Origin of the sequence: Dokdonella sp. (assembly GCF_019634775.1) — a bacterium.
In the GTDB taxonomy this organism is placed as follows: domain Bacteria; phylum Pseudomonadota; class Gammaproteobacteria; order Xanthomonadales; family Rhodanobacteraceae; genus Dokdonella.
In genome coordinates, this window is record NZ_JAHCAS010000002.1 from 671,017 (window position 1) to 692,692 (window position 21,676).

Below are 21,676 nucleotides of genomic sequence, written 5' to 3' on the forward strand. Positions count from 1 at the left end.
CTTGATTTCGTCGAATCGACTTCAGCCGTGAAGGGCAGAATCAGAGCATCCCTAGGATGGATCGGGGGTATCGTGCAATGCGCGGCGGAGAATCTTGCCGACATTCGTCTTCGGCAATGAATCACGAAACTCGATGTACTTCGGCTGCTTGTAACCGGTCAATTCGGAACGGCAGTGTGCGCGAATGGCTTCCTCGGTGAGGCCGGGGTTCTTCTTCACGACGACGAGCTTGACCGCCTCTCCGGATTTCTCATCAGGCACGCCGATAGCTGCGGCTTCGAGAACATCCGGCATGAGTGCGACGACGTCTTCGATCTCGTTCGGATACACGTTGAAGCCGGAAACCAGGATCATGTCCTTCTTGCGGTCGACGATGTAGAAAAAGCCTTTCTCGTCCATGCGCGCGATGTCGCCGGTGTGCAGCCATTCGTTCGCGTCAATGACCTTGGCGGTTTCTTCGGGGCGGTTCCAGTAGCCCTTCATCACCTGCGGTCCGCGCACGCAGAGCTCACCGATTTCACCTGCAGGCAGAAGCTTGCCGTGATCGTCCTGGATGCAGACGTCAGTCGATGGCACCGGCAGGCCGATCGAGCCGTTGTATTCGGCCAGGTCGAGCGGATTGATGCATACTGCCGGCGAGGTCTCGGTCAGGCCGTAAGCTTCAGCGAGCGTCGAACCGGTAACCTTCTTCCAGCGTTCGGCAACAGCCCGCTGCACGGCCATACCGCCGCCGAGAGTCATGCGCAACGTGGAAAAATCGAGTTGGTCGAACCCGGGCGTATTGAGCAGGCCGTTGAACAACGTGTTGACGCCGGTGAAGCTGGTGTAGCGAATCTTCGCCAATTCGGCGACGAACCCCTTCATGTCGCGTGGATTGGTGATGAGATGGTTGAGCCCGCCGATCTTCATGAACGTCAGGCAGTTCGCCGTCAGTGCGAAGATGTGGTAGAGCGGCAAGGCCGTTATGATGATCTCCTCGCCTTCGCGCATGCCACCGCTGATCCAGGCCGATGCCTGTTGCATGTTGGCGATCATGTTGCGATGGGTGAGCATTGCTCCCTTGGCCACGCCGGTTGTGCCGCCCGTGTACTGAAGAAAGGCGATGTCGTCAGGACTGACGCTCGCTTTCGGAAGGTCGCTGCGCGCACCGCGCCGAAGTGCGTCGCTGAAGCGGATCGATCCTGGGATGGACCAAGCAGGCACCAGTTTTTTCACATGCTTGACCACGAAGTTCGTGATCATGGATTTCGGGAAGCCGAGCAGGTCGCCTAACGCGGTGGTGATCACCTTCTCTACACGGGTACTGCCAACGACATCGGCCGCCACGTGGGCGAAGTTGTCGAGCACCACCAGCACACGTGCGCCTGAATCATCGAGCTGATGCTTGAGTTCGCGCGCCGTGTACATCGGGTTGGTGTTGACCACGGTGAGACCGGCGCGCAGCGCGCCGCAGATCGCAACCGGGTATTGCAGCACGTTCGGCATCATCATGGCGACGCGGTCGCCCTTGGTGAGCTTGAGCTCATCAACGAGGAACGCGCCGAACTGACGGCTCAGTTCTTCAAGTTCACCGTAAGTGATCGAGCGGCCCATGTTCGAATAGGCCGGCCGGTGGCGGAAACGGTCGAACGAGGATTCAAGCAGGTCGACGATCGAGCCAAATTCATTGAGGTCGATTTCGGTGGGAACACCCTTCGGATAGTGAGCCAACCACGGGCGATCGTTGCTGCCGGACATGCTTCCTCCGCTGGCGTGCCGTGGCCTGGCCGCGGGAAGGGCGAGGCTCCATACAGACACGAATCGGCCCGATTGCAACACAGCCCGCGAAGGTCCAGCAAGGCGCAGCGCAGCGCTGCCTCGCTGGAGTGACCCGCTCGCTTGCAGGGTTGGCCCGCACGTGCGACGGTCGCCTCCAACTCGCACCGGGTGGGTTTCCGATGATCGTTTCCACATGTCGTGGGTTGCTTGTGGGTTGTCTCGTGGCGCTCGCCGCCTGCGCGCGCACGCCCGACGAACAGTTGCTGCGCGAGGCCATGGACACGATGCAACAGGCGCTCGAGCAGGCTCGGCCTGCCGATTTCATGGAACACGTGGCCGAGGATTTCACCGGCGCAGGCGGCAGCATCGATCGCAAGGGCCTGCGCGACCTGCTTCGCGCGCAGATGCTCGGCAATGCCCGCATCGGCATCACGCGCGGCCCAGCCGACATCGAGGTCCATGGTGATCGCGCCACGGTGCGCGTCACCGCGACCTTCACCGGCGGCGATTCGCGCTGGCTGCCAGAGCGTGGCTCTGTGTACACGTTGACCAGCGGCTGGCGCAGGACCGGCGGCAAATGGCATTGCTACAACGCGCAATGGGAGCGTGTGCTGTGATGTCCCGGGAGGAACATGGCGGTCCCACCCGGCTGCCGCTGGAGTTCGGCAATGCCACCGAACCGTCGTTTCCACACGGCAATCCCCGGATCAGCCCTTTTTGCGGGCCAGTTGACGCAACACGTAGTGCAACAGACCGCCATGGCGGAAATACTCGACCTCCTTTGGCGTCAGCAGCAACACCTTCGCCTGGAAGCGACGCTCGCTGCCGTCGTCACGCCGCGCAATGACCGTGGCGGTGTGGGCAGTGCCGTCATCCAGTCCGGTGATGTCGAAGATTTCCGAGCCGTCGAGGCCGAGCGATTGCGCGTTTTCACCCTCGCGGAACTGCAGCGGAAGCACGCCCATGCCGACGAGGTTGGCACGGTGGATACGCTCGAAACTTTCGGCGATAACGGCCTTAACGCCGAGCAGGAGAGTGCCCTTCGCCGCCCAGTCCCGTGACGAACCCGTGCCGTACTCCTTGCCGGCAAGCACGACCAATGGCGTGCCGTCAGCCTGGTATTTCATTGCGGCATCGTAGATCGAGAGTTTCTCGGGTTCGCTGCGGCCAGGCGGGCGGTACAGCGTATTGCCGCCTTCTTCGCCGCCCAGCATGAGGTTCTTGATGCGGATGTTGGCGAAGGTGCCACGCACCATGACGTCATCGTTGCCGCGTCGGCTGCCATAGCTGTTGAAATCGGCCGGTTGCACGCCCCGGCCGATCAGGTACCGCCCGGCCGGTGAATCCTTCTTGATGCTGCCGGCTGGCGAGATGTGGTCGGTGGTGATCGAATCGCCGAACAGGCCCAGCACGCGAGCGCCGTGGATATCGGCGATGTGGCCTGCATCCATCGTCATGCCATCGAAATAGGGCGGGTTCTTGATATAGGTGGATGCGTCATTCCATGCGTAGCGTTCTCCGTCCGGTGAGTCGATGCCGTTCCAGCGCGCATCGCCCTTGAATACGTCGGCATAGTTCTTCGTGAACATGTCCGGGGCGATGGCGGCGGCGATGGTGTCGCCGATTTCCTTCGCGCTTGGCCAGATATCGCGCAGAAACACCGGTGTACCGTCACTGCCTGTACCCAGCGGTTCGGACATCAGGTCGATGTCGATGCTGCCGGCGATGGCGTAGGCCACCACCAAGGGGGGCGATGCGAGATAGTTCATCTTCACTTCAGCATGGATGCGGCCCTCGAAATTGCGGTTGCCGGACAGCACCGATGCCACCACCAGGTCGTTCTGGGCGATGCCGTCGGACACCGCCTGCGGCAACGGGCCGGAGTTGCCGATGCAAGTGGTGCAGCCGTAGCCGACCACGTAGAAGCCGAGTCTTTCCAGATCGTCGAGCAGGCCGGCTTTTTCCAGGTAGTGGGTGACCACACGCGAGCCCGGCCCGAGTGAAGTCTTGACCCACGGCGCAGCCTTCAGCCCTTTCGCCACGGCATTGCGCGCCAGCAGACCCGCGCCCAGCATCACCGCCGGATTGGAGGTGTTGGTGCAGGAGGTGATTGCGGCGATAACCACCGAGCCATCGGTCAGTTCATGTTCGCCATCATCGAGCCTGATCTTCGAGACAGGTTTCGCCGCCAGATGATGTGCTTGCGGCTGTGCACCGCCTTCATCCTTGAACCCTGCCACCTGCCTGCCTTCGGCAGGCTTGCGGCTGCGTGCAAACCCGCCGAGGTTCTCGTGGAAATTGCGCTGCACGTCCTCCAGCAGCACGCGATCCTGCGGACGCTTCGGGCCGGCCATCGACGGCCTGACTTCGCCCATGTCCAGATACAGCACGCTGCTGTACGCGGCTTCCGGCGCGCCGGGTTCGTGCCATAGGCCTTGCGCCTTGGCATAGGCTTCCACCAGCGCGATCTGGTCTTCACTGCGACCAGAAAGGTGCAGGTAGTTCAGCGATTCGGCATCGATGGGAAAGATGCCGCAGGTCGCGCCGTATTCCGGTGCCATGTTGCCGATGGTGGCGCGGTCGGCCAGAGGCAGGTGTTGCAGGCCATCACCGAAGAACTCGACGAACTTGCCGACCACGCCATGCGCGCGCAGCATCTGAGTGACGGTCAGGACCAGATCCGTCGCCGTCGTGCCTTCCGGCAGTTTTCCGGTCAACCGAAAGCCGACTACCTGCGGAATCAGCATGGACGAGGGCTGGCCGAGCATGGCGGCCTCGGCCTCGATCCCGCCCACGCCCCAACCCAGCACGCCGATGCCGTTGATCATGGTGGTGTGCGAATCGGTGCCGAACACGGTGTCGGGGAAGGCCCACGATTCGCCGTCCACCTCACGCGTCATCACTACCCGCGCCAGGTGCTCCAAGTTGACCTGATGGACGATGCCGGTGTTCGGCGGCACCACTTTGAAGTTGTCGAACGCCGTTTGCCCCCAACGCAGGAAGCCATAACGCTCGGCATTGCGCTGGAATTCGATGCGTCCGTTGAGGTCGAGCGCATCGGCGCGCCCATAGGCATCGACCTGCACTGAATGGTCGATCACCAGCTCCGACGGAATCAGCGGATTGATCTGGCCGGCATCGCCACCCAGCGTCACAACCGCATCGCGCATCGCGGCCAGATCCACCACGCAGGGAACACCGGTGAAGTCCTGCAGGATCACGCGCGCCGGCATGAAGTCGATTTCGGTGGCTGGCTCGGCCTTGGCATCCCAGTTCGCTGTTGCTTCGATATGGTGCGGCAGTACGGAAACGCCGTCCTCGTGACGCAGCAGGTTTTCCAGCAGGATTTTCATGGAGTAGGGCAGGCGCGCGATGTCGTGCCGCTGGCCGAGTCTGGCCAGACTGGCGAAGGCGAAGCTGCGTCCGTTGACGGTAAGGGTGTCACGGGTCTGGAAGCTGTCGTTCATGGCAAATCCTTCTTGCTGGAAGCAAAGGGGTTGCTGGCTGGACCGATCATTGTGCTCCCGTCGGCAGGAACCTCCCAAGCCCGCCGTGTTTCGATGCCTGGCGTGTGTATCAGGGCAACGTGAATCAAAATCGAGTTGCCGGTTTTCGGCAGGATCGTCGGTGACCGTTCTGCAAATGCGGACATTGATCACTTGGCTTCTTCCGGTTGCCAGCCTCGTGTGATCGGCTCAGCCCGATAGGCACTTTGGGGCATGACATGATCGTTACACGGCACGGCAACACGCTCATCGGCATCCTGACACGGGTTGCGCGCGAGGCGTTGAATGCCGATAGCCTGGAGCCTTTGCTGCAAGGCATTTGCGATTTCATCGTGCGCGAGCTGCCGGTGCAGGTTGCCAGCATCATGATGCTCGACGAGCAGGTAGCCTGCTTCATTCACGAGGTATGGGCCGGCGAGCCGGGTTTGACACCGCCTCCACCCATCGGCGAGTGGCCGAGTCATTGGCCGTTGACCATGGGCGTAGCCGGTCGCTGTGCACGCAGCGGCACCGCACAGCAGGTCGAGGATGTTCACGCTGATGCTGATTTCGTGCCGGGCAATGCCGCCGTGTGATCGGCGTATATGGTGCCGGTCCGGTGTGCAGGATCACGGCCAATCACGAGATCATCGGCGAAACACCGGCTCCGAAGCCCACCGAAGGTTCCGGAGCCGGTTTTGCTTATTCAAAGCCATCCGCGAGGATGATCTCATCAACCGTCAGGCGGGTCACGAAGCCGTCAGCGAAGCCGCCACCGTATGCCGCCTGCGCGCCGCCGGCCGTGCCGGGCAGGTTGCTGGAACCGGTCTCGCCTGCCACCAGCACATCGCCATTGCTGGCCAGCGCCAGCGTAGAGATATAGTCGTTACTGCCGCCGCCCAGGTAGGTGCTTTGCACCAGCGTCTGCAGGTTGCCCGTCAGGCGGGTCACGAAGCCGTCTCTGCCGCCAGCGTGTGCCGCCTGCGCGCCGCCGGCCGTGCCGGGCAGGTTGGTGGAAGTGGTATGGCCTGCCACCAGCACCTCGCCATTGCTGGCCAGCGCCAGCGCGCGGATATCATCATGAGCGCCGCCGCCTAGGTAGCTGCTTTGCACCAGCGTCTGCAGGTTGCCCGACAGGCGGGCCACGAAGCCGTCGTAGCCGCCCGCGTTTGCCGCCTGCGCGCCGCCGGCCGTGCCGGGCAGGTCGGTGGAACCGATCTTGCCTGCCACCAGCACATCGCCATTGCTGGCCAGCGCCAGCGCGCGGATATCATCATGACCGCCGCCGCCTAGGTAGCTGCTTTGCACCAGCGTCTGCAGGTTGTCCGACAGGCGGGCGACGAAGCCGTCGTAGTTGCCAGCGATTGCCGCCTGCGCGCCGCCGGTCGTGCCGGGCAGGTCGGTGGAATCGGTGACGCCTGCCACCAGCACATCGCCATTGCTGGCCAGCGCCAGCGCGCGGATTTCTTCGTAACTGCTGCCACCCAGGTAGCTGCTTCGCACCAGCGTCTGCAGGTTGCCCGTCAGGCGGGTCACGAAGCCGTCGTAGATGCCACCAGCAAATGCCGCCTGCGCGCCGCCGGTCGTGCCGGGCAGGTTGCTGGAATCGGTGGAGCCTGCCACCAGCACATCGCCATTGCTGGCCAGCGCCAGCGCGGTGATGCGGTCGTCACCACTGCCGCCCAGGTAGCTGCTTTGCACCAGCGTCTGCAGGTTGCCCGACAGGCGGGCCACGAAGCCGTCGTAGCCGCCGCCAGCGTATGCCGGCTGCGCGCCACCGGCCGTGCCGGGCAGGTCGCTGGAAATGGTGATGCCTGCCACCAGCACATCGCCATTGCTGGCCAGCGCCAGCGCGTAGATGTGGTCGTCACTGCCGCCGCCCAGGTAGCTGCTTTGCTCCAGCGTCTGCAGGTTGCCCGACAGGCGGGCCACGAAGCCGTCGTAGCTGCCAGCGTATGCCGCCTGCGCGCCGCCGGTCGTGCCGGGCAGGTTGCTGGAATAGGTGTAGCCTGCCACCAGCACCTCGCCATTGCTGGCCAGCGCCAGCGCGGAGATGTAGTCGTTATCGCTGCCACCCAGGTAGGTGCTCTGGATCAGCGGGTCGATGGTGAGCGGGTGGCGCGGGTCGTGCGCGGCGAGCACGAAGCCGTAGTGGTGTGCACTGCCCTGGGTTTGCTTGAGGGCGTAGCGCACGTCCACGGACACGCGCTGGCCGTCGATGTCCTGCCAGGCGATGGGGGCGGTGTAGGCCACTTCGCCATTGCCGGTGCCGGCGATCAGGCGGCCGTCGGCGTCGATGCGCAGGCTTTGCGCGCCCTCCAGGGCAATGCCGATCTGGCCGGCGTCGGCGCCGGGGGCGACGTGAAACAGTTTTTCGACGTTGTTGCCGCGCGCGCTCAGCTCCACCTCGACGCCCGGCCAGGCCTGGCCCAGGCGCACGCCCTGCCAGGTGCTGGCCTGGTGGGTGCCGGCGGGGGTGAAGCGGGTGATGTGGGTGCTGGCAGCGGCGGTGCCTTGCGGCGTCAGGGCTTGGGCGCCCAGCAGGGTTTCCTGTAGCGCCCAGCCGGGTCCGCGTTCGGTGCGCTGCTGGCGCTGCGGCGGCTGGCTGGCGCTGGTGTCTGCATCCAGCGGCTTGCCGGGCAGGCTGTAGACGATGCGCCCGTCGCGAGTGACGAACACCGCGCCGGCAAAGGTTTTGGCCATGTAGGCCACCTGGGGGTCGAACTGGCCCTGGTTCTGCTCAAAGGGCACGGCCAGCCCAGCCAGAGCCTGCTGCACGGCCTGGCGGTCGGGAGTGGCCGATTCAGCGGCCGGGCGTACGGCTGCGGCGGCGTTGCCGACCAGCAGCACGGCGCTCAGCGCCAGCGTGACGCTGGCAGCCTGTCGCCAGAGGGATGTGGCAAACCTGCGCACCGAGCGGCGCAGGCGTTGACTCCAGGTGGCAGTCGAGTGCATGGAGGCTCCTCCTTGATCGATGACCTGTGGGCATGGCCCGCATCGGTGGGGCGGCTTGGCCGGTCGTACCGACGCTGCTGCCGACGTGGATTCTCATCTCGTGCAGCAGCGGTGTGGCGGCGCACGCGTTGCGGGCCGGCACAGTATGCCAATGTTCGACAGGATGCGGGATGCGCCCCACATCCTGTCGCAGGTTGTTATCGCTGCTTGGCGGGTCAGTTGATCCGCCGCCACGCCAACGTTCCCATTAACACTGCCAGCAACAGCAGCACCCAATGCGACAGCGTGGGCAGCTGAGTCACGGTGCTGAATCCTGCGACGATGGTGATGGTCTGGCTCACATCGGCCGCCGGCAGCCAGTTGGCATCGCCCGCCTGGCTGGCCACCACGGTGCAGGTGCCCGCCGCCACCATGGTCACGGCGCTGCCGCTGGTCGAGGATGTTCACGCTGATGCTGATTTCGTGCCGGGCAATGCCGCCGTGTGATCGGCGTATCTGGTGCCAGCCGGTATCGCCGGCGCCTGCATGGCGTACTCAACATCGAAACCACGCGGTCGGGGTTTTTCCACAGCGAGGTCTGTGCGGTGTTCGATGCGGTGGCCGACCAGATCGCCGGAGCCATTCATTTCAAGCGGGTGGCCGATGAGCTTGCCGCGGCCAACCGCAAACTGGAACGGCTCTCCATGCTCGATGGCCTGACCGGCATCGCCAATCGCCGCAGCTTCGATCCGTGCTCGCACCGGACGGACCCACCATGCCGGCAGTTTCCGATTGGTCGAAGCCGCAGCCAAGCGCATGTGTTCGCGTTTGCGAACCCCGCAGCAGCCGGGAATTCCGTGTGGCTGGCCGGGACGCCTGCAAGCGCATCCGGATCGACGGCGATTTCTCGGCGGATGCTCGTAGCATGCCGGTGTTGCCGACAGGACGCCGGGAGTTTGCCAAGCGTTCATGAGTATGCAACGAAATGTATGTATAATTCCCGCATACCAGCGACTGCGGGAGAGCCACATGGAAGCCATCGTTGCTGAACGCGGCCAGATCACCCTGCCGAAGGCGGTACGCGACGCGCTGGGCCTGGGCAAAGGCAGCGTGCTGAAGGTGGAACTGGACGGCGGCCGGATCGTGCTGTCCAAGCGCGTCGACGATGCGATCTCCCGCGTGCGCGGCAAGTTCGCCCTCGACGTCGGCAGTGACGGCAAGGACACCGCGTGATTGCCGTTGACGCCCCGATCCTGGTCGAGCTGCTGGCCGACGGCCGTCGTGCCGACGCGGTGGAGGCCAGTCTGCGCCAAGCCCTGGTCGCCGGCCGGGTGGTGGTGTGTGACGCCGCGCTGGCGCAGGTCTGCGCCGCCCTGCGCAACGGTGTCGAGGCGCTGGCCACATTGGAAGGAATGGGCGTCCACTACAGCGCGACCGAGGCAAAATCCGCGTTGCGCGCCGGCGAAATGCAGCGCCGCCAGCGCCAACGGGGCGAGGCCCCACGCCCGATCGCGGATTTTCTTGTCGGCGCCCACGCGCTGTTGCAATGTGACGCGCTGATCACCTTCGATGCCACGTTTCACCGTGACTACTTCAAGGGCCTGAAGCTGATCGTGCCGACGCTGCTGGCTGATTCTCGTTGATTGTCACCCTTCTCCGGAGATGTCCCCATGTTGGAAGCCTACCGCCACCACGTCGCCGAGCGTGCCTCGCTCGGAATCCCACCGCTGCCGTTGACCGCACAGCAGACCGCCGCCGTCATCGAACTGCTCAAGGCGCCGCCGGCCGGCGAGGAGGCGTTCCTGCTAGACCTCATCACGAACCGCGTGCCGGCCGGTGTCGACGATGCAGCCAAGGTCAAGGCCTCGTACCTCGCCGCCATCGCCTTCGGCAGCGAGAAAAACCCGCTGATCTCCCGCGCGCGCGCAACCGAACTGCTCGGCACGATGCTCGGCGGCTACAACATCCATCCGCTGATCGAGTTGCTGGACGACGCCGAGGTCGGCGCGGTCGCCGCCGATGCGCTGAAGCACACCTTGCTCATGTTCGATGCCTTCCATGACGTGCAGGAGAAAGCCGGCAAGGGCAACGCCAATGCCCAGGCCGTGCTGCGGAGCTGGGCCGATGCCGAGTGGTTCACGTCGCGCCCCGAGGTGCCGCACAGCCTGACCGTCACCGTGTTCAAGGTGCCCGGCGAAACCAATACCGACGACCTCTCGCCGGCACCGGACGCGACCACGCGCCCGGACATCCCGATGCACGCGCTGGCGATGCTCAAGAACAAGCGCGACGGTGCGCCATTCGTGCCCGAGGACGACGGCAAGCGCGGTCCGATCCAGACCATCCTCGATCTCAAGCAGAAGGGCCATCTCGTCGCCTATGTCGGCGACGTCGTTGGTACCGGCTCCTCGCGCAAGTCGGCAACCAACTCGGTATTGTGGTGGACCGGCGAGGACATCCCGTTCATCCCGAACAAGCGCTTCGGTGGCGTCTGCCTCGGCGGAAAGATCGCGCCGATCTTCTACAACACGATGGAGGATGCCGGCGCGTTGCCGATCGAGCTCGACGTTGCGCGGATGAATCAGGGTGACGTCATCGAGCTGCGCCCGTACGACGGCAAGGCGCTCAAGGACGGCCAGGTCATCGCCGAGTTCAAGGTCAAGTCCGAGGTGCTGTTCGATGAGGTGCGCGCCGGTGGACGCATCCCACTGATCATCGGCCGCGGCCTGACCGCCAAGGCGCGCGAGGCGCTCGGCCTGCCTCCGTCGACCCTGTTCCGGCTGCCGCAGCAGCCAGCCGACAGCGGCAAGGGCTACACGCTCGCGCAGAAGATGGTCGGCCGTGCCTGCGGTCTGCCGGAGGGGAAGGGGGTGCGTCCTGGAACCTACTGCGAACCGAAGATGACCTCGGTCGGCTCGCAGGATACGACCGGGCCGATGACGCGCGACGAGCTGAAAGACCTCGCCTGTCTCGGATTCAGTGCTGACTTGGTCATGCAGTCGTTCTGCCACACCGCCGCCTATCCGAAGCCGGTCGACGTCAAGACGCATCACACCTTGCCGGAATTCATCTCCACACGCGGCGGCATCGCGTTGCGTCCCGGTGACGGCATCATCCACTCGTGGCTCAACCGCATGCTGCTGCCCGACACGGTCGGCACCGGTGGCGATTCGCATACACGCTTCCCGATCGGCATCTCGTTCCCGGCCGGCTCGGGCCTCGTCGCCTTTGCCGCGGCGACCGGCGTGATGCCGCTCGACATGCCGGAATCGGTGCTGGTGCGCTTCAAGGGCACGATGCAGCCCGGCGTGACCCTGCGCGACCTCGTCCACGCGATCCCGCTGTACGCGATCAAGTCCGGTCTGCTGACTGTCGAGAAGCAGGGCAAGAAGAACGTTTTCTCGGGTCGCATCCTCGAGATCGAAGGCCTCCCCAACCTCAAGATCGAGCAGGCCTTCGAACTGGCCGACGCTTCGGCCGAGCGTTCGGCGGCGGGTTGCACGGTGAAGCTCAACAAGGAACCGATCATCGAGTACATCAACAGCAACATCGTGCTGTTGAAGAACATGATCTCCCAGGGTTATGCAGATGCGCGCTCGCTGGCTCGCCGCATAAGGAAGATGGAGGAGTGGCTGGCCAATCCGCAACTGCTCGAAGCCGACGCCGACGCCGAGTACGCCGCGGTCATCGAAATCGATCTGAACGACATCGTCGAGCCGATCGTGTGCTGTCCGAACGATCCGGATGATGCCAAGACGTTGTCCGACGTGGCCGGGGCGAAGATCGACGAGGTCTTCATCGGTTCGTGCATGACGAATATTGGCCACTTCAGGGCGGCGGCCAAGTTGCTCGAGGGCAAGCGCGACATTCCCACGCGCCTGTGGGTTGCGCCGCCGACGCGAATGGATGCCGCCCAACTCACCGAAGAAGGCCATTACGGCACGTTCGGCACGGCCGGCGCACGCATGGAAATGCCGGGCTGCTCGCTTTGCATGGGCAATCAGGCACAGATCCGCGAAGGTGCCACGGCCATGTCCACGTCGACGCGCAACTTCCCGAACCGGCTCGGCCGCAATACGAATGTCTACCTCGGATCGGCTGAACTTGCGGCGATCTGCTCGCGCCTCGGCCGGATCCCGACCCGCGAGGAATACCTTGCCGACATCGGCGTGATCAACCAGAACGGCGAGAAAATCTACCGCTACATGAACTTCGACCAGATCGAGGAGTACGCGGAAGCGGCGAAGGGCGTGGCGGCTTAGTCCTCGGCGCCGCGATACGGCCACGACAAGGGCCAGCCGCGCTGGCCTCGTCGCGTCGCGGCAGGCAGGCCGGCGATGTTGCGCATATGCATCGCCGGTCTGCCGACGAGACGGCGTCGGCGTTTTGGCCACGGTTGCACAAATGCCGCACGACTCACCGCAGTGACATCGATCAGGGCGGTGGGCGCACGGTACGCCAAGGATCGGCTCGTGCGCTCTACCTGATCCACGGGGACGTCGTGGACCGAACACGGTGTGCGGTGCTGCCCGTCGCAAGGCCGGGCAGGCAGGGGTTCCGCATCCAGGCCAGGGATGCTCTGATCAAGCCCGCAATGGCGTCATGACATCCGCAAGGCTCGCAGCGGGGTGCAGGCTGGTTGTCTGGGCGAGCCGCGCACGCCGTGCTGCGGGCCTTGCGGATGTCACCCCGTCATTGGGGATCTAGAGGTTGGGGCTGTCCTGTGCGGGCGCAGCTCGGCCTTGCGCCAGCTCGACAGACGACCAGTCTGCCTTCGCCGTCGCGCCTTGATCTGCGCCCGCACAGGACGGTGACGCCGTTGTGGGATTGATCAGAACATCCTTGGGCCTCGCCGTCGTAGCCGCAGCGTTCGACGCCGCCTATACTTCAACCCGCTGCCGCTGCGCGCGGACGCCCGTACCAAAGGACCCGTCTGCCGGCCACGGGCGAGTTTAGGGGCTCGACTTACGATGCAGGCGATGACGCCAGGCTGGAGTGCCGCGGCACCCGCTCCCACAGTCCCGGACACGGGGATTGCGTCCCTGCTCGCACTCGACGACCTCATCGAGCTCGACCGGCACATCGCCAGAATCATTCCTGCTTGCTTTGCAGGAACAACAGCAGCGGCCATTGTCTTTCGGCACGAAACGGGTGCCGACGCAGGTCGACCGGAAACGTTGCTCGACGCGCAGCAACGCCATCGCCTCGAGGCTGCGCAAGGTGCCTGGCATGTCGACGCATTGACGATCGGGGCCGACGGCAGCGGCTGTTGGCTGGTTCGCGTCGGAATACCGATCGATACCGAAGACGCTGGCTGGCGCATGTTCGTGGAACTGTTGTCGGCATGTGCATCCCGCCTGCTCGAGATCGAATACCTGCGTCTGGAGGTCAAGCGCACCGACCGCGCACGACATATTCAACGCGCGCTGTTCGCAATCGCGACGATGGCAAGTTCCGACCTCGATATGCCGGAGATGCTGCACGGCATCCATGAGGTCATCGCCGAACTCATGTATGCGGAGAACTTCTTCATCACCCTGTATATGCCAGAAAGCGACAGCCTGCGCTTCCTGTACATCCGAGACTCCGTCGACACCACGCCGACCAGCCTCGAGGTTGACCTGCCGGTGAGCTCGATCCCGGATAGCCTGACCGTGGCGATGATCCGCAGCGGTGAATCGCAAATGGGGCCGTCGGTCGAAATCCGTCGGCGCTTTGGTCTCGGCTTCAATCCGCAGCTCGGCCCCGAAAGCGAAGACTGGCTCGGCGTCCCCATGTCCGGGAGCGGCGACATCCGTGGCGCGATCGTCGTGCAGAGCTACTTGCCCGACGTGCGCTATACCGAGGAGGATCGTGCCCTGCTCCAATACGTCGCCCAGCACGTGCTGACCGCGTTGGAGCGCAAACAGGCACGGGACGAGCTCGAGTTGCGTGTCGAACAGCGTACGCGCGAACTCGCCGAGGCGAACCGCGTCCTCCAGCACGAGATCAGCGAGCGCGAACGCGGAGTACGGGTGCAGTCGGCCCTCTTCCGCATCGCCGAACGCGCAAGCACGGCCGATTCACTCGATGAGTTCTACGCAGCCGTACACGGCATCGTCGGCGGGCTGCTCAACGCGCGCAATTTCTATATCGCCCTGCTGTCCGATGACGGCGAATCGCTGGATTTTCCCTACTCGGTTGACGAGATCGACCCGGTACGCCCAAGCCGCCGCCTCGGCACTGGCGTCACCGAATACGTCTTGCGCACGGGTCGTGCGCTGCTGGCCGATCGCGCCAGCATTGAGGAACTGACGGCCGAGGGTGCAATCGCGACATATGGGCCGCGCGCCTACTCCTGGCTTGGCGTGCCGCTGATCTGCAACGAGCGTACTGTGGGCGTGCTCGCGGTGCAGAGCTATGACGATGCCTCGCATTTCAGCGCCGCCGATCAGGAACTGCTGACTTTCGTTGCCTACCACATTGCCAACAGTCTCGAACGCAAGCTCGCCCAGGATTCACTGCGTGTCGCCTATGTCGAGCTCGAAGGCAGGGTAGAGGAGCGCACGCGTGAACTCGGCCGAGCCAATCGCGATCTCACGCGGCAGATTGGCGAGCGCGAACGCATCGAGGCGCGCCTCATGCACCAGGCCTTGCACGATACCCTGACCGGCTTGCCGAACCGCGCCCTCCTGCTCGAGCGCCTCGATCAGGCCCTGTCGCGTTACCGTGCCGATCCGGCACAGGTGTTCTCAGTGTTGTTCCTCGACCTGGATCGTTTCAAGGTCGTCAACGACAGCGTCGGCCATCTGATTGGGGATGAACTGCTCAAACAGGTCGCGCAGCGGCTCGCTTCGGCGTGTGGTGACGCGCTCGTCGCGCGGCTCGGTGGCGACGAGTTCGCTGTGCTGGTCGAGCAGCATGCCGATGTTGCGCATGCTGCCTCGGTCGCACAGAACCTGTTGGATGCCCTGGTCGAACCGGTGCGCGTCGGTGACAAGGAGATGTTCACTTCCGCAAGCATCGGCATTGCCCATGTCGAGCCACACTACCAGCGAGCCGAAGAGTTGCTTCGCGATGCCGACGCGGCGATGTATCGCGCCAAGGCGCAAGGCCGCCAGCGCCACGAGATATTCGACGAGAAGCTGCGCATGGAAGCCTTGCGCGCACTCGATCTCGAAGGCCAGTTGCGCCGCGCGATTGCACGCAACGAATTCGAACCACACTTCCAGTCGATCGTCTCACTCAGCGACGCACGAGCGGTGGGGTTCGAGGCATTGCTGCGCTGGAACCATCCGGAGCGCGGCATTCTGTTGCCGGAGGATTTTCTTGGTGCAGCCGAGGACAACGGCTGTATCGAACAGATCGACTGGCTGATGTTCACGCAGGCCTGCGAACAGGCGCAAAGGCTGCCTGATCACACCTATGTCTCGATCAATGTCTCGGCGTCTCATCTGCGCTCGCCCGGGTTCGAGGAGAGCCTGCTGCACGTGCTCTCACGCAGCGGGTTGTCGCCAGACCGGCTGCGCCTGGAGATCACCGAGGGTGCGCTGCTCGATGAACCGGAACAGACGCGGCGAGTGCTCCTGCGCCTGCGCCATGCGGGCATTCTCGTCCAACTCGATGATTTCGGCACCGGCTATTCCTCGCTCAGCTACCTGCACCAGCTGCCGATCCATGCCTTGAAGATCGACCGCTCTTTCGTCGCCGATCTGTCGACGCGCGGAAGTTCGATGGCGGTCATTCGCGCGATCATCGCGCTCACCGAATCACTCGGCATCGAAGTGATCGCCGAGGGCGTGGAAACGCCGGAGCAACGGAAATCGCTTATCGAACTCGGCTGCCGGATGGGGCAGGGCTATCTGTTCTCGATGCCGGCACCGGTTGCGCGGATCAATGCCTGAGCGCATGGGAACCCCCCTAGGAGCCCCTTCAGGGGCGATGCCCCTTCCGTACCCCCCAAGCTGAAGCATCACCCGTGAACGGGTTCCTGCTGAGCATTCATTCTTGCGGTGCGGCCGTCAGTACAACACCCGCGTGCGCAGCGTACCCGGGATCGCCGCCAGCGCCTCACGCAATGCGCCGGCCTGCGTTTCCGTCGTCGAGGCATCGACGACGACATAGCCGATCGACGGGTTGGTTTGCAGGTACTGGCCATCGATGTTGACGTTCTCGCGCGAGAAGATCTCGTTGATGCGCGAGAGCACACCTGGGACATTGCGGTGGATGTGCAGGATACGATGGCTGCGTGGATGCTCGGGCAGTGTCACTTCGGGAAAGTTGACCGCCGACAGGGTCGAACCGTTGTCACTGTAGCGCACCAGCTTGGCGGCCACTTCGAGACCGATGTTGTCTTGCGCCTCGAGCGTGCTGCCGGCGACGTGCGGGGTGAGGATGACGTTGTCCATGCCCGCCAATGGCGAGACGAACGCTTCGGCATTGCCTTTTGGCTCGACCGGAAATACGTCGACCGCCGCGCCGGCCAGGTGCCCCGAGGCGAGACTCGCGGCAAGCGCGTCGATGTCGACCACCGTGCCACGTGCCGCGTTGATGAACACCGCGCCGGGTTTCATGCGCGCGAACTGTGCCGCACCGATCATCCATTTCGTCTGCGGTGTTTCCGGCACATGCAGGCTGATCACGTCGGCGCGCTCGAGCAGTTCGTCGAGGCTGGCGACAGCGCGCGCGTTGCCGAGGGTCAGCTTCGCTTCGATGTCATGGAAGACGACCTGCATGCCGAGGCCTTCGGCGAGCAATCCGACCTGGGTGCCGATATGCCCATAGCCAACGATGCCGAGCGTCTTGCCGCGGACCTCGTAGCTGCCGGCCGCCGACTTCGACCAGCCACCACGGTGGCATTCGGCGTTCTTCTGTGGAATGCGCCGCATCAGCAGGATCGCCTCGGCGATCACCAGTTCGGCAACGCTGCGGGTGTTGGAATAGGGCGCGTTGAATACCGGGATGCCGAGTGCCTGGGCGGCGGCAAGGTCAACCTGGTTCGTGCCGATGCAGAAACAGCCCACCGCGATCAGCTTCCGCGCATGCTCGAACACCTCGGCAGTGAGCTGGCTGCGCGAGCGGATGCCGACCAGGTGTGCCTCGGCGATGCGGCGCTTGAGTTCGTCCTCGGACAGGGACTTGTCGTGCAGCTCGATCTGCGTGTAGCCGGCGGCCGCGAAGGTCTCCACGGCGGTGCGGCTGACGCCTTCGAGCAGCAGCACACGGATGTCCTGGCGCGGAAACGAAGTCTTCTTCATGGGCGCGGGGTTATTGACAGGGGGGCAGGGGCGGGCGGTCGACTATGCCAGAACCGGGCCGGGCTGTGCGGCATTGCAGCAGTGGACGGCTCGCGGCGACGCTGGCAGGCTGGCGGAAGCCTTCCCTGATGCCGATCCGATGACAGCACCCCTGGCCGAACTCGCCGCGCAACTGCCGCATCTGGCGCTGAAGACCGCGCCGGCGGACCTCGAATACTACGGCCGTGACTGGACGCGGCGCTGGGCGCCCACGCCGCTCGCGGTCGCTATGCCCGGCACGGTCGACGAGGTGCGGGGCATCGTGCGCTGGGCGCTGCTGCACGGCATTGCCCTGGTCCCGTCCGGTGGTCGCACCGGCCTGTCGGGCGGTGCGGTCGCCGCGAACGGCGAACTTGTCGTCAGCTTCGAGCGCATGAATCGCGTGCTCGGTTTCGACCCGGTCGACCGCACCTTGACTGTCGAACCCGGCATCGCCCTCGAAGCCTTGCAGGCGGCCGCGAAGCAGCACGGCCTCATCTACCCGGTCGACTTCGCTGCGCGCGGTTCCTGCTCGATCGGCGGCAACATCGCCACCAATGCTGGTGGCATCCGCGTGATCCGCTATGGCAACACACGTGAATGGATAGTCGGCCTCAAGCTGGTCGATGGCAGGGGTGATCTACTGGATCTGAACCGTGGCCTGATCAAGAATTCCAGTGGCTACGACCTGCGTCACCTCGTGATCGGCTCGGAAGGGACCCTTGGTCTGGTGGTCGAGGCCAGCGTACGCCTGACCGACCCGCCACCACCATCGAACGTCATGCTGTTCGCCCTGCCGGCGATGGACGCACTGATGAAGGTATTCGACGTCTGCCGGCGTGGACTGACCTTGAGTGCCTTCGAGTTCTTCACCGATCGCGCCCTGCATCACGTCCTCGCGCATGGCGCGCAGCGACCGTTCGAGGGTGATTCGCCGTACTACGTGGTCACCGAATTCGATGCCGCCAGCGAGGCGCAGCAGGCCGCCGCGCTGGCTGTGTTCGAGGAATGCGCGGGGCAGGGCTGGGTCGACGACGGCGTGATCAGCCAGAGCGAGGCACAGGCCGCAGCGCTGTGGCGTCTGCGCGAAGGCATCACCGAAAGCCTCGCGCCGCACAAGCCGTACAAGAACGACATTTCCTTGCGCATCAGCGCCATTCCGGCCTTCATGCACGAGATGGCTGCGATCTTCACGCGCGAATACCCGCAGTTCGACGTCGTCTGGTTCGGGCACATCGGTGACGGCAACCTGCACATCAACATCGTGCGTCCACCCGGCCTCGACGATGAATCCTTCATCGCCCAGTGCGAACACGTGACCCACCTGCTCGGCGAACGCCTGCAACACTTTGGCGGCAGCATCTCGGCGGAACATGGCATCGGTCTGGTCAAGAAACCCCATCTCGGCAGCACGCGCAGCGCCGCGGAGATCGAGCTCATGCGCGGGATCAAGCGCGTGCTCGACCCGGCCGGCATACTCAATCCAGGCAAGCTCTTCGATTGAGATGCAAGGAGCGTCGCCCGTGAACGGGCTCCTTCGGAGAATCGGATACGACCCCACGCCATGCCGACTCGCGCTACGTCGATGCGCCTGCTGGCGACGCAGACCGTGCAGCAGCGCCGCGAACGCGCGAAGCGGGAGATCAACGAGCGCCTGCGCACCCTGATCGCGGCTTATCGCAACCCTGGCGGTTCGTTCACCGGCAACCTCGCCGTCGATCCGACCTACCTGCGCGAGCTGCACCAGTCCGGTGCCGAAGGCGCCGAAAGCGACGAGTGAACCGCCCCGGGAAACGTGGAGGCTCCAACTCTTGAGAGAATGGAGCCATGAACAAGTCGAAGAAGTTTTCCCCTGAGGTCCGCGAGCGTGCAGTCCGGATGGTGCTGGAGCATCGTGGAGAGTACCCGTCGCTGTGGACGGCCGTGGCGTCGATCGCCCCCAAGATCGGCTGTGTGCCGCAGACGCTGCTGACGTGGGTGAAGCAGCACGAGGTCGATGCAGGGACGCGCGATGGCGTGACGACCGCGGACGCCAAGCGGATGAAGGAGCTGGAGCGCGAGAACAGGGAACTGCGCCGGGCCAACGAGATCCTGAAGCTGGCGAGTGCTTTTTTCGCCCAGGCGGAGCTCGACCGCCGGCTGAAGCCCTGAGGACGTTTGTCGCCACGCACCGGAGCACGTTCGGGGTCGAGCCGATCTGCAGGGCCTTGCAGATCGCCCCGTCCGGCTACCGGCGACACGCGGCCCGCCATCGCGAGCCTGAGCGACGCCCGGCGAGGGCGAAGCGCGACGAGGCCCTGATTCCGGAGATCCACCGGGTATGGCGGGCCAACCTGCAGGTCTATGGCACCAACAAAGTGTGGCGACAGCTCGGCCGTGAGGGCATCACGGTGGCTCGATGCACGGTCGAGCGACTGATGCGCCAGCAGGGCCTGCGCGGCGTGATGCGCGGAAAAGCGGTGCGAACGACGATCAGTGATCGCAACGTGCCGTGCCCACAGGACAAGGTGAACCGGCAGTTCCGCGCCGAACGGCCGAACCAGCTGTGGGTGTCGGACTTCACCTACGTTTCGACCTGGCAGGGCTGGCTGTACGTGGCCTTCGTCATCGACGTGTTCGCCCGCCGCATCGTGGGCTGGCGGGTCAGCGACTCGATGCGGACGGACTTCGTACTCGATGCGCTGGAGCAGGCGCTGTACGCACGCCAGGCGGAGCGTGACGGCACGCTGATCCATCACAGCGATCGGGGTTCGCAATACGTGTCGATTCGCTACAGCGAGCGGCTCGCCGAAGCGGGCATCGAGCCGTCCGTTGGCAGCCGAGGAGACAGCTATGACAACGCGCTGGCCGAGACCATCAACGGGCTCTATAAGGCCGAACTGATCCACCGCCGTGGCCCCTGGAAGACGAAGGCGGCGGTGCAACTGGCGACGCTGGAATGGGTCTCGTGGTTCAACACCCAGCGCCTCCTCGGATCGATCGGCCATATCCCGCCGGAAGAGGCTGAGGCAAACTAGAGGGTCGGCAGGGATTCGTGAGAATTTCGCGGTTCCACAGATAAGCTCTTGAAAGAAAAGCCTAGTTGGAGCGCGATTTGCCTTAGAACTCACGACGCGGGCTTGCTGGCCGCAGCGGCCGCGACAGGATCCCATTTGGCAAATACTGCCTCCAGCGTGGCACGTTGTGCCAAGGCGGCCTCCGCGGCGCTCTGCGCCGCGACGCGCGCTTCGCGCTCGCCTTCGAGCGCCGCGCGGGTCTCGACGAGTTCCCGGCGGACCTGCTCGAGCGTGCTGGCGTCCCCGCTCCAGCGCGACTTGAGCGCCTGCAGCTCCTCGCGCACGCCCTGCTGTGCCGCCAACTCGTCCTCGCGCCGACGCGCTTGCTGATCGGCGTGCTGAAGCTGTTTGCTCAGGCTGCCGACCTGCTCGGTCAGCCGAGCCGCCGCGGCGTTGATCTGCACGAGTTCGTGGTTCTTGCCGGCGAGGGTTTCCTGCGCCTGGCGCAGATCTGCCTGCAGTCCCTGGACCTGATGTTCGTGGCGGCGCAACTCCTGCTCGCGCTGCTCCTTGGCGGTGGTGCGAAAGTGCTCGAGCGCCTCGCGGGCCTGCACATGCTTCTGCTCCAGCGAGGCGGCATACATTTCCTGCTCCTGTAGGCGCGCCTGCAGACCGGCTTCGCGCTCGGCGTGGGCGGCGGCCTCTACCCGCGCCGCCTGCAGCTGCCCCTCGAGAACGGCCAGGCGGCTGCGGGTATCGGCCAAGGCGGTTTCGGCCCGTTCGGCCTGCGCCCGGAACTGCGCCGCTTCTTGGGCGACGCGCTCAGCGGCGGCCTGCTGCGCTTGGCGTTCGGTGGCGGCCTGGGCGCGAACCTCCTCGATCCGGGCGTCGGCTTCGGCATGCAGTTGGGCGGCCAAGCTCCCGACAAGGTCCTGCAGGGCATCGCTAGTGCTGGCGGCCGAGCCAGTGTTGGCCCCTTCCTCGGCTTCCAGCTCTTTCAAGTAACGGTGGATGGTGGTCTTGGAACCGGTGTTCCCAAGCGCCACGCGCACCGCGTCCACGGACGGGTGCTTGCCTTGCGCGAGCAGGCTGCGCCGCGCTTTCTGGATCTCGGTTTTGTACACGCCGCCCCGCGCCATGGTTGTCCCTCCGATATTTCGTAATGTATTACATACCATGTAATTACATACTGAGTCAATTACAAACAACGGGTATAGTCGGTCGAAATTACATGCGGGATAATATGGGA

General features: G+C 64.5%; 16 protein-coding genes and 1 other annotated feature. Of the genes, 9 read left to right on the forward strand and 7 right to left on the reverse strand.

The annotated features are described in order from the left end of the window. Positions 1-51 precede the first annotated feature (51 nt). Positions 52-1,737, reverse strand: coding sequence for an AMP-binding protein (locus KF907_RS13740; RefSeq protein WP_291221259.1), 1,686 nt, complete (start codon positions 1,735-1,737; stop codon positions 52-54). Positions 1,738-1,937: 200 nt separating this feature from the next. Here KF907_RS13740 and KF907_RS13745 point away from each other — a divergent pair, with 200 nt between their 5' ends. Continuing rightward, a complete protein-coding gene (locus KF907_RS13745) occupies positions 1,938-2,375 on the forward strand; it encodes a nuclear transport factor 2 family protein (protein ID WP_291221197.1) in 438 nt (145 codons plus the stop codon). Between the two features lie 90 nt (positions 2,376-2,465). Here the strand turns inward: KF907_RS13745 and acnA are convergent, their stop codons facing one another. Then, the gene (acnA, locus tag KF907_RS13750; RefSeq protein WP_291221261.1) at positions 2,466-5,225 is read right to left on the reverse strand and encodes an aconitate hydratase AcnA; all 2,760 of its coding nucleotides are present in this window, start codon (positions 5,223-5,225) and stop codon (positions 2,466-2,468) included. A gap of 257 nt (positions 5,226-5,482) precedes the next feature. Here acnA and KF907_RS13755 point away from each other — a divergent pair, with 257 nt between their 5' ends. Continuing rightward, positions 5,483-5,839 (forward strand): hypothetical protein, encoded by a 357-nt coding sequence (locus KF907_RS13755; RefSeq protein ID WP_291221199.1) that lies wholly within the window; start codon positions 5,483-5,485, stop codon positions 5,837-5,839. Positions 5,840-5,945: 106 nt separating this feature from the next. On the opposite strand, the gene KF907_RS13760 is transcribed toward KF907_RS13755, so the two are convergent. The 3 genes from KF907_RS13760 to KF907_RS13770 all read right to left on the reverse strand — a co-directional run bounded on the left by KF907_RS13760 (position 5,946) and on the right by KF907_RS13770 (position 8,995). Next, a complete protein-coding gene (locus KF907_RS13760; RefSeq protein ID WP_291221200.1) occupies positions 5,946-8,198 on the reverse strand; it encodes a DUF7948 domain-containing protein in 2,253 nt (750 codons plus the stop codon). A gap of 215 nt (positions 8,199-8,413) precedes the next feature. Next, positions 8,414-8,611, reverse strand: a complete 198-nt coding sequence (locus tag KF907_RS13765; protein ID WP_291221263.1) for an IPTL-CTERM sorting domain-containing protein — start codon at positions 8,609-8,611, stop codon at positions 8,414-8,416. A gap of 30 nt (positions 8,612-8,641) precedes the next feature. After that, positions 8,642-8,995 (reverse strand): hypothetical protein, encoded by a 354-nt coding sequence (locus KF907_RS13770; RefSeq protein ID WP_291221202.1) that lies wholly within the window; start codon positions 8,993-8,995, stop codon positions 8,642-8,644. A gap of 211 nt (positions 8,996-9,206) precedes the next feature. On the opposite strand from KF907_RS13770, the gene KF907_RS13775 reads away from it, so the two are divergent. From KF907_RS13775 to KF907_RS13790, 4 genes are all read left to right on the forward strand, one after another. Then, positions 9,207-9,410, forward strand: coding sequence for an AbrB/MazE/SpoVT family DNA-binding domain-containing protein (locus KF907_RS13775; RefSeq protein ID WP_291221203.1), 204 nt, complete (start codon positions 9,207-9,209; stop codon positions 9,408-9,410). Further along, positions 9,407-9,820: a type II toxin-antitoxin system VapC family toxin gene (locus KF907_RS13780; protein WP_291221205.1), complete on the forward strand. Its 414-nt coding sequence runs from the start codon at positions 9,407-9,409 to the stop codon at positions 9,818-9,820. The genes KF907_RS13775 and KF907_RS13780 overlap by 4 nt, the downstream gene beginning before the upstream one ends. 27 nt (positions 9,821-9,847) lie before the next feature. Next, complete coding sequence (gene acnB / locus KF907_RS13785; protein ID WP_291221207.1) at positions 9,848-12,439, forward strand: bifunctional aconitate hydratase 2/2-methylisocitrate dehydratase; 2,592 nt, start codon at positions 9,848-9,850, stop codon at positions 12,437-12,439. Between the two features lie 915 nt (positions 12,440-13,354). Then, a complete protein-coding gene (locus KF907_RS13790; protein WP_291221208.1) occupies positions 13,355-16,060 on the forward strand; it encodes an EAL domain-containing protein in 2,706 nt (901 codons plus the stop codon). Positions 16,061-16,177: 117 nt separating this feature from the next. On the opposite strand, the gene serA is transcribed toward KF907_RS13790, so the two are convergent. Then, positions 16,178-17,413, reverse strand: coding sequence for a phosphoglycerate dehydrogenase (gene serA / locus KF907_RS13795; RefSeq protein ID WP_291221210.1), 1,236 nt, complete (start codon positions 17,411-17,413; stop codon positions 16,178-16,180). 139 nt (positions 17,414-17,552) lie between these two features. Between serA and KF907_RS13800 the strand changes: the two genes are divergently transcribed. The 3 genes from KF907_RS13800 to KF907_RS13810 all read left to right on the forward strand — a co-directional run bounded on the left by KF907_RS13800 (position 17,553) and on the right by KF907_RS13810 (position 20,448). After that, on the forward strand, positions 17,553-18,935 hold the full coding sequence (locus KF907_RS13800) for an FAD-binding oxidoreductase (protein ID WP_291221212.1): 1,383 nt from the start codon (positions 17,553-17,555) through the stop codon (positions 18,933-18,935). Between the two features lie 60 nt (positions 18,936-18,995). Then, positions 18,996-19,211, forward strand: a complete 216-nt coding sequence (locus KF907_RS13805) for a hypothetical protein (protein WP_291221266.1) — start codon at positions 18,996-18,998, stop codon at positions 19,209-19,211. A 47-nt stretch (positions 19,212-19,258) separates the two neighbouring features. Beyond that, positions 19,259-20,448, forward strand: a protein-coding gene (locus tag KF907_RS13810) for an IS3 family transposase (protein WP_291221213.1) whose coding sequence is annotated in 2 segments (ribosomal slippage) — positions 19,259-19,538 and positions 19,538-20,448 — 1,191 coding nt in all. Because the reading frame shifts where the segments join, the coding sequence is not laid out codon by codon here. Continuing rightward, positions 19,537-19,653 (forward strand) — a sequence feature (AL1L pseudoknot). Its footprint overlaps the gene before it by 117 nt. Before the next feature lie 89 nt (positions 20,449-20,537). Here the strand turns inward: KF907_RS13810 and KF907_RS13815 are convergent. After that, positions 20,538-21,566, reverse strand: a complete 1,029-nt coding sequence (locus KF907_RS13815; protein ID WP_291221215.1) for a DNA-binding protein — start codon at positions 21,564-21,566, stop codon at positions 20,538-20,540. Positions 21,567-21,676 lie beyond the last annotated feature (110 nt).